Below are 14,906 nucleotides of genomic sequence, written 5' to 3'. Positions count from 1 at the left end.
CTCCCGTCATGCGGGGGAGGGCCTCTTCGCTTCTATCAGTCCCTAGACCGTCATCCCTGGCAGTTCTGGGAAAACAGCAGGAAGACCGCCTGTGCTTCCGCATTGTCGAAACTGTAGGTCTTGGCCGGGCCCTCGCCGCTGGCGGTGATGGAGAATGTGCGGGCCTTGATGAGGTCGCTGATCAGCGCGTCGGTCACGCGCAGCATGATGACGGGATCGCCGTCTCCGGCCGCCGCCTCCACCGCCTGGGTGGTCTTGCCGTCGAACTTGAAGCTGACCTTGAGGGCCGCCCCGGCCTTGTGCTGCGTGCCGTCGAAGAGGAAGCCCCACAGCCCGTTCGGGGTGCAGCGGAACATCAGGGCCACGTTCTCCACCTTCTGGGCCGGATTGTAGATGGTGTATTCGGTCTTCTTGGATTGCGGGTCGGGCCGGGTGAAGAAGGTCCAGGCACCATGGCGGGTCTCGTTGGAGCCCCCGCTTCCCCCGCCCGATTGCGCGACAGCCGGCGTGAGGGACGCGAGGCTGAGACATCCGTAAACGAGGATGGTCTTCAAGGTGCCGGGGAAAGTCATGAGGGTCTCGTAAGATCCGAAGGCAATGGGCGGATCTATACGAAGATATATGTGTGTTTCGTGACCTGCCTCGGCTTGTTTTATTACACTAAATTACGAAACGACTGCGCCGCGCCGACAGGAACGTCGGGCGCGGCGCAGATGTGGCTCCGCGCGGTTCAGCCGTAGCGGGCGATGGTGAGGCCGTCCATGTCGATCTCCGGCTTGCGGCCGGAAAGCAGGTCCGCCATGGCCCGGCCGGTGCCCGCCGCCATGGTCCAGCCCAGCGTGCCGTGGCCGGTGGCGAGGTGCAGGTTGGGATAGCGGGTGGGGCCGAGCAGCGGCGTGCCGTCGGGTGTCATGGGGCGAAGGCCGGTCCAGAAGGTGCCCGCCTTGCCATCGCCGCCGTCCGGGAAGAGGTCGCCCACCACATGCTCCAGGGTGGCGCGGCGCTCGGGATGGAGCGACAGGTCGAAGCCGCCCAGTTCCGCCGTGCCGCCGATGCGGATGCGGTCGCCGAGGCGGGTGACGGCCACCTTGAAGGTCTCGTCCATGACGGTGGATTCCGGCGCGCCCGCCGGGTCCGTGATGGGAACGGTGAGCGAATAGCCCTTCACCGGATAGACCGGGATGGAGATGCCCAGCGGCTTGAGGAAGCGCGGCGAATAGGAGCCGAGCGCCATCACATAGGCATCGGCCACGATCCGCCCCGCATCGGTCACGACGCCGGTGATGGCGCCCTTGTCCTGCTCGATGGAGAGGATGGAGCGGCCGAAGGTGAAGCGCACGCCCTTGGCCGCGGCGAGGTCCGCCAGGGCGTTGGTGAACTTGAAGCAGTCGCCGGTCTCGTCATGGGGCAGGCGCAGGCCGCCCACGAACTTCTCGCGCACCCGCGCCAAAGCCGGCTCCACGGCGATGCAGCCGGCGGGGTCCAGCACCTCATAGGGCACGCCGTAGCGGTCGAGCACTTCCGTGTCGCCGTGGATATGGTCCATCTGCTCCTGGGTGCGGAACAGCTGCAGGGTGCCCTGCATGCGGGCGTCATATTGCAGGCCGGTCTTCTGGCGCAGGGCCAGGAGGCAGTCGCGGCTATATTCCGCGATGCGCACCATGCGGCCCTTGTTCACCTCGTAGCGGTGGGTGGTGCAGTTGCGCAGCAGCTTGAGGCCCCACAGCGCCATGGCGGGGTTCATGCGCGACCAGCGCACCACCAGCGGCGCATGCTCCATGGCCAGCCACTTGATGGCCTTGAAGGGCAGTCCCGGCCCGGCCCAGGGGGAGGAATAGCCGGGGGACACTTCGCCCGCATTTCCGAAGCTGGTTTCCAGGGCCGGCCCGCTCTGCCGGTCCACCACCTCCACCTCGTGGCCGCCTTCGGCGAGGTAATAGGCAAGACTGACACCGATGACACCCGACCCCAGGATCACAACCTTCATGATGGTCCTCACAGCTCGACCGCACACCCCGCGCACGGCTCAGATGAAGCCTAAGCCTCTCGCATGGCGCTTTCGAGCCCAATAAAGCCGCAGGGGCCGCTTGTGGATGTGACAGCTCTTCCTATCGCGGCGGGGCCTCGGCGCATTCCGGCGGGTCCGTATAGAAGCGGCTGCCGTAGCGGCGGCGATAATACCAGAGCGGGACGAGGCCGATGACGATGGTGCCGATGCTGATGGCGCAGACGCGCCAGCCCAGTTGCGGCAACTGGTAAAGCCCGACGCAGGCGACGAACAGCGCGGACGCCAGGGGGATGAACCCGGCGAACACGAACACCCGCCAGTCCGTCAGCAGCACCTTGCGGTAGTACCAGGCGCAGGCAATGCCGGCCATGGAGTAATAGAAGGACACCTGCACGCCGATGGCGTTGATGAGGTCGCTCATGAGCAGGTTGATGGTGGGCACGGTGGCCGACACCGCGAACAGCAGCAGCGACACGCCCGCCACTGCGAAGCCGGCCAGCCACGGGGTCTGGAAGCGCGGGTGCAGATGCCCCATGGACGGCCCGATCACGCGGTCACGCGCCATGGAATAGAGCAGGCGCGTGCATTGCAGGAGCTGGGTTTCCAGCGTCGCCACCGCGCTCACCATCACCGCGAGGACGGCGATGGAGGCCCAGGCCCCCGGCAGCGCCGCATGGCCGAGAGCGGGCATGAGATTGGCGCTGTTGGCCTGCACCTGCGCGGGGGTGAGCGCCATCTGCACCGCCACCTGGATCAGGATGAAGATCAGGAAGATGACCAGCACGCCGACCATGCCGCCGAGCCCGGCATTCTTCTCGCCGTCGGCGGTCTCCTCGGCGAGGTTGGAGGACACGTCCCAGCCGAAATAATAGAACACCGCCACCAGCATGCCGGCGGAAAAGGCCTGGAAGCTCGGGAAGCTCGTGGGCAGGAACCAGTCCCAGGAGAAAGCCGCCACAGGGGCCGCGCTGGCGTTCCAGATGGCGAGCGTGCCCACCAGCAGCAGCGCGCCCAGCTCCAGCAGCGTCATGGCCACCTGCACGCGGGCGGTGGCGGTGATGCCGATGGTGACCAGCGTCAGCACGCCCAGGAACCAGACCACGCCGATGCCGGTGGCCCAGGTCACGCTGTGCAGCTCGCCCGGCGCGAACAGATCGAGCGTCGCCTCGCCCGCCGGCAATGCGGCGGCCACCATGAAGATGGTGGAGAGGCTCAGCAGCGCCCAGCCGGAGAGGAAGCCCAGCGCGGGATGGATGGCGCGCCCCACCCAGGCATAGGCGGCGCCCGCATCGGAGCGCCATTTGTTGAGATAGGAGAAGGCGACGGTGATGCCGATCATGGGCAGGAACGCCACCCAGAGCGCGGCTGGCCCGGCAACGCCCACCGCCGCCACAAGGGCAGCCGTGCTGGCGGTGATCGAATAGGCCGGGGCCGAGCCCGCCACAGCCATGATCAAGGTGTCGAGGAGGCCGAGCGCCCCCTTCTTCAGTGACCCAGACACTCGCTGTCCCCCGACAGGCGGCATGATCGATGCCGCTCCACATTCCTACCAGACCGCGTCCGGGTGTCCCGAGGCAAGAGGTAAAAGCGGGCGCCCCCTGCCGCGCGATTGGGCGTTCGGTCGCTTCGCGGTGGGGGAAGCAGCTCTAGCAGCCCGGCGGCACCGCGCGGTGGAAGGGGGTGGCGCGCTGGTAGGCGTCGCCCGCTTTCAGCAGCAGGGCCTCGCCGAAGGGGCGGCCCACCAGTTGGAAGGCGGCGGGCATGCCGCTTCCCGTGAAGCCGCAGGGCAGGCTCAGGGAGGGCAGGCCAAGATAATTCACCGCGCGGGTGCAGTGGGTCACGCGGCCGATGGCGGCGGCGATGTCGGCGGGCGCGCCTTCCGTGGTCTCGGCGATGGTGGGCACGGGCACGGCGAGGGTGGGAATATGCACCATGTCCGCCCCGGCCATGGCGGTGTCCAGCCACTCGCGGGCGAGCTTGGCGCGCAGCATCAGCGCTTCCGCATATCGGGTGGCGGGATAGAACAGGCCCGGCAGGATGCGGGCGCGCACCTGCGCCCCGTAATCCTGCGGCCGCTCCTCCAGCCAGCGGCGATGCAGCGCCGCCGCCTCCACGCCCATGACCAATTGCATCATGGCATTCAGGGTGGCCATGTCCGGCACATGCGTCTCGACCACCCGCGCGCCTTGCGCCTTCAGCACGTCGAGGCTCGCATCCAGCAGCGCGAGGATTTCCGGCGTCGCCGCCTCGCGATAATAGCCCGCGGGCACCGCGATGGTGAGGCCGGAGAGGTCGCCGTCGAGCCCCATCTCATAGTCGCGCACGGGTGCTGCCAGCGTGGAGGCATCGCGCGGGTCCGGCCCGGCGATGACGGTCAGCAGCCGCGCCGCGTCCCGCGCGCTGCGGGCGAGCGGGCCGAGCGTGTCGAGGCTGGGCGAGAGGGGCATGGCGCCGGCCAGCGGCACCAGCCCGTGGGTGGGCTTCAGGCCGGTAATGCCGCACATGGCGGCGGGATGGCGGATGGAGCCGCCCGTGTCCGATCCCAGCGCCCCGCTCACGAGGCGCGCCGCCACCGCCGCGCCGGAGCCGGAGGAGGAGCCGCCCGAGCAATGGTCGAGGCTCCAGGGATTGCGCCCATGCCCGTCATGGGCGTTGAAGCCCGTGGGCGAGAGGGCGAATTCGGCCAGATGCAGCCGCCCGAGATCCAGCGCGCCCGCCGCGTCCAGCCGCTCCAGGACGGTGGCGGTCTCATCGGGCACGAAATCCCGGCGGATCAGCGAGCCGCCCGCGCAGGTGCGCCCGGCGCGATAGAACAGGTCCTTGTGGGCCAGCGGCACGCCCGCGAGCGGACCCAGCCCGTCGCCCCGCGCCCGCGCCCTGTCCACCGCCCGCGCGGCCTCAAGGGCCGGTTCGGCATCGAGCGCCACCACGGCGTTGAAGCGGGGGCCGATCTGCTCCAGCCGCTCCAGGGCGCAGAGCGCCAGGGCCTCGGCGGAGACGGCCCCGCTCGCGACGGCGTCCGCCGCTTCCACCACCCCCAAGGCGTGCAGGCTCTCCGAGGCGGTCATGGGCGCTCCCCTTTGGTTTGGGCACGCAGCGTGTCGAGGCTCCAGGGCGTCTCGTCCAGGGTCATCAGCCGGTCGGCGGCGGCGGCGACCGCGCGCCCCGCCGCCTGCGCCACCGCCCGCGCCGCCTCGGCCTCGGCGGCATCCACGGTGACGCCGTGCGTCTCGCGCAGCAGTGCGCGGGCGGTCTCGTCGCTCATGTCAGTGCACGCCCAGGAAGCGGGTCAATGTCTCCGGTTCCTTGCCGATCTCGGCGGAGGTGGCGTGGTGCACCACGCGGCCCGTCTCCAGGATATAGACGCGGTCGGAGACGGCGAGGGCGCTGTAGAGGTTCTGCTCCACCAGCAGGATGGAGAGGCCCGCATCCTTCAGCACCTGGATGATGCCTTCCAGGTGCTGCACCATCACCGGCGCCAGGCCCTCGGAGGGCTCGTCCATGAGGATCAGCTCGGGGTCGATCATCAGCGCGCGGGCCACCGCCAGCATCTGCCGCTCGCCGCCGGAAAGCTGGTTGCCGCGATGATGGCGGCGCTCCGCGAGGCGCGGGAAGAACTCGAACGCCTTCGCCACGGTCCAGCCATGGGTGGCGCTGGCGGGCTTCAGCACGGTCAGGTGCTCGGTGACGGTGAGGGAGGGGAAGAGCCGCCGCCCCTGGGGCACATAGCCCACGCCCAGCTTGGCGATGAGATGGGGGGAGAGGCCGAGAATGGGCTGGCCCTTGAAGGTGATGCTGCCCGCGCGCACGCCGGGCGGGGAGACCCCCATCACGGAGCGGATGAGCGTGGTCTTGCCCATGCCGTTGCGCCCGAGAAGCGCCACCACTTCGCTCTTGCCCACATTGAGCGTCGCGCCGTGCAGCACATGGGCGTCGCCGTAATAGGAATGGATGTCGCTGACCTCAAGCATCGTGGCGCGCCTTGCCCAGATAGACGTCCTGAACGTCCTTGTTGACACGGATTTCGGAGGGCGGCGCCTCCACCAGGAGCTTGCCGTTGTTCAGCACCGTCACGTAGTCCACCAGCGAGAGCACGAGGTCCATGTCGTGCTCGATGAGCACGAGGGTGAGGTCGCGCGGCAAGGCGCGGATGATGTCGGAGACGATGACGCGCTCGGCGGGGGAAAGGCCGGCGGCGGGCTCGTCCAGCAGCAGCAGTTTGGGCTGGGCCACCAGCGCCATGGCCATCTCCAGCTGGCGCTGCTCGCCATAGGACATTTCCTTCACCACGGTGTTCTGCCGCGAATGGAGGCGGGAGATTTCCAGCGCCCGGCGGGCGCGGTCCGTTTCCTCGTCGGTCAAGGCGGGCGGGCCGAACATGGAGAATTTGCGGGGCGAGAGGCCGCGCAGCGCAAGGCGCATATTCTCGGCGACCGTCAAATTGGGGAAAAGATTGGTGATCTGGAAGGTGCGGCTCATGCCGCGCCGGGCGCGCTCATGGATGGGCGCGCGGGTCACGTCCCCGCCATTGAACAGGATGCGGCCCGTGGTGGCGCGCACCATGCCGGTGATGGCGTTGAACAGCGTGGTCTTTCCGGCGCCGTTGGGGCCGATGATGGCCCGCCGTTCGCCCTCGCGCACGCGGATCGACACGCTGTCCACCGCCTTCAGGGCACCGAACTGCACGGTGACGGTGTCGAGTTGCAGGAAGTCGCTCACTGGCGGGTCCGTTTCTGTTGGCGTGTCAGGCGCGCGGGAGAGTTTTGCCCCTTTGCGCGGCAGGCTCCTTCCCCCTCCCTAACCCTCCCCCGCACGCGGGAGAGGGGATGAGGGCACGCGGGGGAAGAAGGTCGTTGTGCTTCGAACATCGGGGAAAGGCGCGAGCCTCCCTCCTTTGCGCGGCAAACTCCCTCTCCCGCTTGCGGGGGAGGGGTGGGGAGGGGGCCGCGCGCCGAAGCGGGCCGTTCTCCCGGTAACGATCCGCCCTTCCCCCTCCCTAACCCTCCCCCGCACGCGGGAGAGGGGATGAGGGCACGCGGGGAAAGAAGGTCGTTGTCTTCCCACATCGGGGAAAGGCGCGAGCCTCCCCCCTTTGCGCGGCAAACTCCCTCTCCCGCTTGCGGGGGAGGGGTGGGGAGGGGGCTGCGCGCCGAGGAGCGGCGCCGGGCCCTCTCGCCTCAGCTCTTCTTGATGCCCTGGAACGTGCGCGAGTAAGGCGGCTGCTCCATGTAGGTGGTCGGATTGTAGGTCCAGAACTGCGACACGTTGGGATAGTTGGCGATGGGCGCGTTCCAGAGCTTGCCGTCGGCGTTCTTCACCACCTTGCGGATGTGCACGTCGTAGATGGGGTTGCCGTAATCATCGAGCTTCACGGTCTGGCCGAGCGGCGAGCCGGTGAGCTGGGTCTTGGAGACGGCGGCGAGGAAGGCGTCGCGGTCTTCCACATTGCCGTTGATGGTCTTGGCCGCCTCGTCCAGCCACATGGCGCCGGAATACATGGAGAAGCCGTAGAGCGAGGGATACTTGTTGTACTTCTTCATGTGCGCCTCGACGAAGCTCTTCGTCACGGGCGCGGGGGAGCCTTCCGCGAAGTGGGCGGCCACGATGACGCCTTCCGCTTCCGGGCCCATGGTGCGGATCACCGACTGGTCGGTCATGTTCATGGCCCCGACCAGCGGGATCTGGCCCTTCAGGCCGAAATTGGCATATTGCTGCATGAAGCGGGTGGCGTCCGCGCCGGTCTCCATGGCGAAGATCACGTCCACGCCGAGATTGGCGAGCTGGCCCAGATAGGGCGAGAAGTCGGACGTGTTCAGCGGGTGCCAGAACTGTCCGGCGATGGAGCCGCCGCCCTCGGTGAAGGTCTGGCAGAAGCCGCCGCACTGCTCCTGGCCGAACGTGTAGTCCTGGGAGATGGTGGCGGCCTTCTTGTAGCCCTGCTTCAGGCACCAGTCGGCGAGCGGACGCGGGAACTGGCTGCCCGTATAGCCGGCCACGCGCACCACGTTCTTGATGCGGTTGCGCTGGGTCAGTTCGTCGGCGGCGATGATGGGGATGAAGTAGGGCATGCCGTTGCCCTTCACGTAATTGGCCACCGCGAGGCCGGTATTGGCCAGGAGGTTGCCGATCAGCATGTTCACGCCGGACTGCTCCACGAGGCGGCGGGCCTTCTGCAGCGCCATGTCGGGGTTGGCGCCGTCGTCCTCGACGATCACCTCCACCTTGCGGCCGCCCATCATGCCGCCCTTCTCGTCCATGTACATCTGGAAGCCGTCCACCATCTCGCGGCCGCCGGCGGCCACCACGCCGGTGAGCGGGGCCATGAGGCCGATCTTGATGGTGCCGGTGCCCTGGGCACGCGCCACATAGGGCGAGGCCACGGTGCCCACCGCCGCAAGCGCGACGCCGGTCTTGAGGAATGTCCTGCGATCCATCTGTCCCACTCCTGCTGGTTTTATCTGGTTGGTCTGTTTCAGCCCCGCTTTCGCGCGAGCAGGGTCCGGATGCCGCCGAGGATGCCCTCGGGGGCGAAGATCATGATGAGGATGAAGGCGACGCCCATGACGGTCTGCCAGCGCTCCGTGTAGAGGCTGACCGCATTCTCCAGGCCGATGATGGCGAGCGCCCCGATGAAGGAGCCGAACAGCGTCCCCGCGCCGCCGGTGATGGCCATGAGCAGGCCCTCCACCGACTGTGTCAGGGCAACGGTGGAGGGGCTCACGAAGTCGTTGAACATGGCATAGAGCGCCCCCGCCACGCCGGCGAAGATGCCGGCGACGGTGAAGGCGATGAACATGTGCAGCGACACGTTGTAGCCGAGCGAGCGCATACGGCTGTCGCTGTCCCGGATGCCCCGGAGCGTGAGGCCGAACGGCGAGCGCACGAAGCGCCACATGGCGAAGGTGATCACCACCACGGCGGCGAACACCACATAGTAGAAGGGCAGGTGCGCGGCCAGTTCCACCGGGCGCACATTGCCCCGCAGGCCGTTCTCGCCGCCGGTCACCGAGGTCCAGCGCAGGCAGATGCCCCAGATGATCATGCCCAGCGCCAAGGTGAGCAGGATGAAGTAGACGCCGGTGGTGCGGATGGCGAGCAGCGCGAACACCATGGCCACCAGGGTGGCCGCGCAGATGCCCAGCATCATGCCCACATAAGGCGAGCCCGCCATGGTGGAGGTCCAGTAGACCGTCACATAGGTGGACACGCCGAAGATGGCGCCGAGGCACAGCGGGGTGCGCCCGGCATAGCCGGCGAGAATGTCCACCGACATGGCCAGCACCGCATAGATGAGCACCTCGGTGAGGATGCTCACCTGATAGGTGGGCACGAACAGCGGCACGATGGCGAAGGCGAGCGCGCCGAACAGGATGGCCGCGAGGCCGAGGCGTGGAATGCCGATCTCGCTCATGCGGTCCTCCCGAACAGGCCGAGCGGACGGAAGGCGAGGATCGCCGCCATGGGGCCGAAGATGACGAAGTAGGCGAATTCCGGGAACATGACCTGTCCCACCGTATTGAGCATGCCCACCATGAGCGCGCCCACGGCGGCCCCAACGAGGCTCCCGCGCCCGCCGATGATGACCACCGCCAGCGAGAAGACGAGGATCTCCGCGTCGGCGCTGGGATAGAGGGTGAGGAAGGCCCCGCCCACCGCGCCGCCGAGCCCGGCAAGCGCCGCTCCCAGCATGAAGGTGAGCAGGAAGATCCGGCGGATATTCACCCCCATGGCCTCGATGGTCTCGGGGTCGTCCACGCCCGCCCGGATGAGGGCGCCCAGCCGGGTGCGGTTGAGGAGCAGCCAGAGCAGGATGAAGATCAGAACGCCGAGAACCAACACGAACAAGCGGTATTTGGGGTAGAACAACCCGGCAAATCGCAATGCTCCGCGCAGGAATTCCGGGGTTGGGACGGTGTAGGTGTCGCCGCCGAACACCACCAGCATCATGTCGTTGAGCACGAGGCCGACGCCCAGCGTCAGCAGCACCTGCCGCAATTCATGCCCCCGCACGAACCGCAGCAAGCCTTGGTCGAGGATGAGGCCGGTGACGGCCACCGCCACCATGGCGGCCAGCAGGCCGATGAAGAAGGAGCCGGTGGTGGAGGCGATCGCATAGGCGCAATAGCCGCCGAGAAGATAAAGCGCGCCGTGGGCAAGGTTCACGATGCGCAGCAGGCCGAAGATCAGCGTGAAGCCCGACGCCACGATGAAGAGCAGCGCCGCGAACGTCAGGCCGTTCAGAAGTTGAAATGTATTGAGGCCGCTCATGCCGCCGCGCCTTCGGTGAGGGCGTTCGGGCGCTCGCGCAGATACCAGTCATAGATCTGCTCGCCGGTCATGAAGGCCACGTCGTCATAGGAGCAGATGCGCTCAACCGCCTTGCGGAAGTAACGCGCGCGGTGCGGGGCGCCCATGATGTAGGGGTGGATGACCAGCGCCATGATGCGGGCCGAATCCCGGGAATCCTCGTAGATCTGCTCGAACTGGTCGATGGCGCGATCGTAATATTCGCTCGCCTTGTGATGCTGGATCAGCATCATCGCCACGTCGTTGCATTCCTGGGTGTAGGGAATATTGAGGATGGGCTTCGTGCGGGTCTTCAGGACCACGGGCTCGTCATCGAGAACCCAGTCGAGCACGTAGTCGTATCCCGTCTCCACCAGGAGGTCCGGGGTCTCCCAGGTCTCGGTGAGGCCCGGCCCGAGCCAGCCGCGCGGGCGCTTTCCGGTATAGTCGGTGATGACCTTGGTCGTCCGGACGATGTCCGCCGCCTCGTTCTCCACCTTCTGCATGTTCTTCTGGCTGAAGCCGTGGCCGATGAACTCCCAATTCCGGTCCAAAGCCGCGCGGGAGATGGGCTCATAGGCCTGGATGGCCGAGCCGTTGATGGCGAGGGCGGCCGGAATGTTGTTGTCGTCGAACACGTCCAGCAGGCGCCAGAAGCCCACCCGGTTGCCGTATTCGTGCCAGGCCCAGTTGGGGATGTCCGGCATGGGTGCCCCGCCCGCGGGCGGGGTGAGGACGGTGCGCGGCATGGTCTCGCGCGGGTTCCATTCCTCGATATTGACGATGATCCACACCGCCATGCGAGCCCCGCCCGGAAGGCGCAGCTTCGGGCGTTGGGAGATGGCGGAATAGGCGATGCGCTCGGTGGGCAGCATTGAGGAAGTCCCGGTCGCGAAAGGTTTTATGATTGGCGCGCCGGCGCCGTTCTGGCGCCGGCGATGCAAGGCGCGGGCCGTGGCCCGCGCGCACTGTCCTCAGATGGGATAGCCCTTGGCGCGCTCGCCTTGGTACCAGTCCAGCAGGTCGTCGCCGTTCCAGAACAGAACGTCGCCCAGGCTCGCCGCATAGTCGTAGATGGCTTCCAGATACTTGATCCGGTGCGGCTGGCCCGAAATGTAGGGATGGATCGCCACTGCCAGGACCTTCGGGCGCTCGGCGCCTTCCATGTGCAGGCGGTCGATGGCGTCCTTGAAGCGGGTGAACCAGTAGGCGGACTCGTGATGGTGCACGGCCATCATGGGGATGTCGTTGTGCTCCACCGTATAGGGCAGCGTCACAAGCGGGCCCTTGGCGGTGTTGATGGTGGCGGGCTCGTCGTCCCACACCCAGTCGCCGATATATTTGACGCCCGCTTCCACCAGGATTTCCGGCGTGTCCATGAGCTGGGTGAGGCCCGGCCCGAGCCAGCCGCGCGGCCGCTTGCCGGTGAATTTCTCCAGGATATCCATGGACTTGAAGATCATGTCGCGCGGGTCGTCATGCTTGTGCATGGGCATCTGGTCATAGGCGTGGCCCATGAATTCCCAGCCCGCGTCCCGCGCCTGGGCGGCGACGCGCGTATAATCCTCGCACACCCGCGCATTGATGGAGAGGGTGGGGCGGATGCCCAGCTTCTCGTACAGCTTGAAGAAGCGCCAAGCGCCCACCCGCATGCCGTATTCGTGCCAGCTCCAATTGGGCACGTCGGGCAGCAGGGTCTGGCCGGTGGGCGGGGGAATGACCTGGCGCGCCATGGGGCGGCCGATGTCCCACACTTCCAGGTTCACGATGGACCACAGGACCACGCGGGCATTCCCGGGAAGCTTGAGCGGCGGGCGGTCCACGATGGGCGAGTAAGGCGCGCGCTCTCTGGGCTGCATTGTCATTCTTGTTCTCCGCAAAAACTCGAAGGAAAAACCGTCAACCGCCCGCCGCGGCACGCAGGGCGCCGAGGCTGGGTTTCAGAAGGGAATCAAGGGAGGCGTAGAGGAAGCGTGCCCCGCGCCCGACCCAGTCTCCCGCCGTGGCGGCGGTGACGGGCAGGCCATAGGCGACGCCGCGCGCCGCGAGGCGCGCCGTGATGTCGTCCACCGCCGCCACCACTTCCGGGCGGGTGGTGTCGCCGAGGAAGCCCATGGAATGGGCAAGGTCGTTGGGGCCGACCAGGATCAGGTCGATGCCCGGCGCGCCCGCGATCTCATCGAGGCGCCGATGGCCTTCCACGCTCTCGATCTGGGCGATCAGCAGAAGCGTTCCCTCGCGGCCCTTCGTGGCGGCGCGGGCGATGGCGCGCAGGCTGGCGCACTGCTCGGCGGATTCCACCTGCGGCAGGACGAGGCCGTCAATGCCGCAATCCAGATAGCGGGTGAGGATGGCGGGGTCGCGGGAGGGCGAGCGGACCACGGCGGAGAGGCCGTGCGCCTGGGCCGAGCGGGCCAGCATGGGCACGCTTTCGATGCCCACAGCCGTGCGCTCGCAATCGATGAAGAGGCAGTCCGCCCCGTGGGCCGCGATGATGTCCACCACCGGCAGCGCGCAGCCGCCGGGATTGACGGCGATCACCGCCCGTCCGGCCTCGATGGCGGTCTTGGCGTGGCGCGTCACGGGCGAGACCTCCGCAGGGCCGCGCTCACGAGGGCGCTCCAGCCCGGAGGCGGGAGGAGCCGGAAGCGTGCGGGGCGGGCCAGAATGCGGGGCATGGGCGGGTCATCCGGCGCAGGAAGCGTCTCGGATAAGGTTTGAATACAATCTCCTGTCGGTCAAGCTACAATGTATACAAAGAAAGCCTCTTTATCGGGCGTTCGATGCCGCTTTTTTGGTGTGCCCGCCCAGCGGGAAGACACACTGAAAAAGGATTTGCGCGTGCACCAATGTGCCAATTGACCATTTCGCAGGTCGTGGCATGAATGTATTGAAATGACCCTGTTGCGGTGCAGCACCGCGTCGCGCCGGAAATGCCTTTCATGACGGACGTCGATCTTCACCATTTTTCTCCGGACGAGCCTCTCTCCGAGGCGCGCCCGGCGACCCGTACCTTGTCGGTCGCCGACCGGATCCGCACCGCCCTCCTGTCCGGCGAGTTCGAGCCCGGCGCCCGCCTGCATGAGGTGCGCCTGTCCGAGCGGCTTGGCGTCTCCCGCACGCCCATCCGCTCCGCGCTCCAGAGCCTCGCCAGCGAGGGCATGCTCGAATATGCGCCCAATCGCGGTTATTCCGTACGCCGTTTCTCCACCGCCGAGATCGTGGATGCCTACGAGATCCGTGCGGTGATGGAGGCGCTCGCCGCGCGCTTCGCGGCGGAGCGCGGCCTGCCCGAGGCGGAGCGCATGGCCATCGAGCGCGTGCTGGCGGAAGGGGACGACATCCTCGCGTCCCAGGAATTGGGCGAGGACGAGAAGCTGGCCTACAGCGCGGTGAACACCACCTTCCACGAGGCCATTCACAGCGCCGCGCGGTGCCGCATGGTGGGGGACATGATCCGCATGTGCCATTCGGTGCCTCATTCCTCGCACCGGAACGTCATCTCGTTCGAGCATATGGACGTGCGCCGTCGCCACGACGATCACCACCGCATCTATGATGCTATCCTCGCCTGCGACGCCTATCGCGCGGAAATGCTCATGCGCGAGCACGTCGCCAGCGTGAAGACCAGCCTCGTCCGTGCGCTGTCGGGGCGGCCCATGGCGCGCCGGGGGCGCTGAGAGGACTTACGGGGACGGACCCGCGCGCCAATCGACCGGCAGGGAGAAGGCGCGGCGGAAGCCCTCCTCGCCCTGGCCCGTAAGCGTGAGGGCCCGGTTGCCGGGCGTGCGCACGATCCATCCCAAGTCCAGCGCGCGCGCGAGCAGGGCCGCGCCGAGGCGACCGGCCAGACGCGGGCGGCGTTCGCTCCAGTCGAGACAGGTGCGGCACAAGGGACGGCGCGCGGATGTGCCGTCCATAGGGAGGCCGACAGAATCCAGGACGGCGCGTCCCTTCTGCGTGAGGACAGCGGCGCCATCGGACAGAACCATGCAGTCCTGTGCCGATAGCGCGTCCGCGATGGCGACGGCGAGACGCCCGGCCATGTGGTCGTAGCAGGTGCGGGCGAGGCGCAGCGCGGCATCCCGCGGGCCGAGCGGATGGTGCCGTCGGTGCCCGTCCGCCGCCAGCGCCATGAGCGCCTGCATGGCATGGGCCACCTCCCCGGAGGCGAGCCGATAATAGCGATGCCGGCCCTGCTTCTCGACGGCCAGGAGGCGGCCTTCGATCATCTTCGCAAGATGTCCACTGGCCGTCTGGGGGGTGATCCGCGCCACCCGCGCAAGCTCTCCGGCGGTGAGCGCCTGCCCGCCCATGAGGGCCATGAGCATGTTGGCGCGCGCGGCGTCGCCCATGAGGCCGCCCACCTCCGCGATTGTGTTTCCCGACGCGATGCTGGACATGGCTGAACCCTAGCATCGCGCAGCGCATGCGCCAGTATGGATGGTTCGGCATCGGCCGAAGCAATTGCCGCCGGAAACGCGCTAGGTTCAGGACTCATTGATCAGAGCCAGAAGATGACGGTTGCTGCGATGCAGATGGCGGAGAAGAAGGTGTGGGCGCATCGGTCGTAGCGTGTGGCGATGCGGCGCCAGTCCTTGAGTTTGGCGAA

15 protein-coding genes and 1 pseudogene are annotated in these 14,906 nt (G+C 67.5%); 1 reads left to right on the top strand and 15 read right to left on the bottom strand.

The genetic code is table 11. The features are described 5' to 3' along the window. Positions 1-50: 50 nt before the first annotated feature. From EJJ38_RS18170 to EJJ38_RS18110, 13 genes are all read right to left on the bottom strand, one after another. Positions 51-572: a hypothetical protein gene (locus tag EJJ38_RS18170; protein ID WP_127091858.1), complete on the bottom strand. Its 522-nt coding sequence runs from the start codon at positions 570-572 to the stop codon at positions 51-53. Positions 573-730: 158 nt separating this feature from the next. After that, positions 731-1,987: a D-amino acid dehydrogenase gene (locus tag EJJ38_RS18165; RefSeq protein ID WP_127091857.1), complete on the bottom strand. Its 1,257-nt coding sequence runs from the start codon at positions 1,985-1,987 to the stop codon at positions 731-733. A gap of 121 nt (positions 1,988-2,108) precedes the next feature. Next, positions 2,109-3,509, bottom strand: a complete 1,401-nt coding sequence (locus tag EJJ38_RS18160; RefSeq protein ID WP_164738568.1) for an APC family permease — start codon at positions 3,507-3,509, stop codon at positions 2,109-2,111. A gap of 145 nt (positions 3,510-3,654) precedes the next feature. Then, positions 3,655-5,076 carry an amidase gene (locus tag EJJ38_RS18155; protein ID WP_127091855.1) on the bottom strand — a complete coding sequence of 474 codons (1,422 nt, stop codon included), beginning with the start codon at positions 5,074-5,076 and terminating at the stop codon, positions 3,655-3,657. Next, positions 5,073-5,273 (bottom strand): hypothetical protein, encoded by a 201-nt coding sequence (locus EJJ38_RS18150; RefSeq protein ID WP_127091854.1) that lies wholly within the window; start codon positions 5,271-5,273, stop codon positions 5,073-5,075. The genes EJJ38_RS18155 and EJJ38_RS18150 overlap by 4 nt, the downstream gene beginning before the upstream one ends. Before the next feature lies 1 nt (position 5,274). After that, complete coding sequence (locus EJJ38_RS18145) at positions 5,275-5,979, bottom strand: ABC transporter ATP-binding protein (protein WP_127091853.1); 705 nt, start codon at positions 5,977-5,979, stop codon at positions 5,275-5,277. Beyond that, entirely contained in the window at positions 5,972-6,727 is a 756-nt protein-coding gene (locus EJJ38_RS18140; protein WP_127091852.1) for an ABC transporter ATP-binding protein, read from the bottom strand. Before EJJ38_RS18140 ends, EJJ38_RS18145 begins: the two co-directional genes overlap by 8 nt. 458 nt (positions 6,728-7,185) lie before the next feature. Continuing rightward, on the bottom strand, positions 7,186-8,442 hold the full coding sequence (locus tag EJJ38_RS18135) for an ABC transporter substrate-binding protein (protein ID WP_127092217.1): 1,257 nt from the start codon (positions 8,440-8,442) through the stop codon (positions 7,186-7,188). Between the two features lie 38 nt (positions 8,443-8,480). Continuing rightward, entirely contained in the window at positions 8,481-9,419 is a 939-nt protein-coding gene (locus tag EJJ38_RS18130) for a branched-chain amino acid ABC transporter permease (protein ID WP_127091851.1), read from the bottom strand. Beyond that, the gene (locus tag EJJ38_RS18125; protein WP_127091850.1) at positions 9,416-10,276 is read right to left on the bottom strand and encodes a branched-chain amino acid ABC transporter permease; all 861 of its coding nucleotides are present in this window, start codon (positions 10,274-10,276) and stop codon (positions 9,416-9,418) included. The genes EJJ38_RS18130 and EJJ38_RS18125 overlap by 4 nt, the downstream gene beginning before the upstream one ends. Further along, positions 10,273-11,169 (bottom strand): polysaccharide deacetylase family protein, encoded by an 897-nt coding sequence (locus tag EJJ38_RS18120; protein ID WP_127091849.1) that lies wholly within the window; start codon positions 11,167-11,169, stop codon positions 10,273-10,275. Before EJJ38_RS18120 ends, EJJ38_RS18125 begins: the two co-directional genes overlap by 4 nt. 99 nt (positions 11,170-11,268) lie before the next feature. Beyond that, entirely contained in the window at positions 11,269-12,159 is an 891-nt protein-coding gene (locus EJJ38_RS18115) for a polysaccharide deacetylase family protein (protein WP_205666212.1), read from the bottom strand. A 34-nt stretch (positions 12,160-12,193) separates the two neighbouring features. Further along, a complete protein-coding gene (locus tag EJJ38_RS18110) occupies positions 12,194-12,877 on the bottom strand; it encodes an HpcH/HpaI aldolase family protein (RefSeq protein WP_164738567.1) in 684 nt (227 codons plus the stop codon). A 359-nt stretch (positions 12,878-13,236) separates the two neighbouring features. Here EJJ38_RS18110 and EJJ38_RS18105 point away from each other — a divergent pair, with 359 nt between their 5' ends. Next, the gene (locus EJJ38_RS18105) at positions 13,237-13,974 is read left to right on the top strand and encodes a GntR family transcriptional regulator (RefSeq protein ID WP_164738566.1); all 738 of its coding nucleotides are present in this window, start codon (positions 13,237-13,239) and stop codon (positions 13,972-13,974) included. A 6-nt stretch (positions 13,975-13,980) separates the two neighbouring features. Here the strand turns inward: EJJ38_RS18105 and EJJ38_RS18100 are convergent, their stop codons facing one another. After that, positions 13,981-14,697 (bottom strand): ArsR/SmtB family transcription factor, encoded by a 717-nt coding sequence (locus EJJ38_RS18100; RefSeq protein WP_127091846.1) that lies wholly within the window; start codon positions 14,695-14,697, stop codon positions 13,981-13,983. A gap of 101 nt (positions 14,698-14,798) precedes the next feature. Beyond that, positions 14,799-14,906, bottom strand: a pseudogene (locus tag EJJ38_RS18095) (IS5/IS1182 family transposase); the annotation flags it as partial.

Source organism: Aquabacter cavernae (genome assembly GCF_003993795.1).
GTDB classification, from domain to species: domain Bacteria; phylum Pseudomonadota; class Alphaproteobacteria; order Rhizobiales; family Xanthobacteraceae; genus Aquabacter; species Aquabacter cavernae.
Note: the sequence above shows the minus strand (reverse complement) of the source record. Positions and strands in the feature narration are given on the sequence as shown.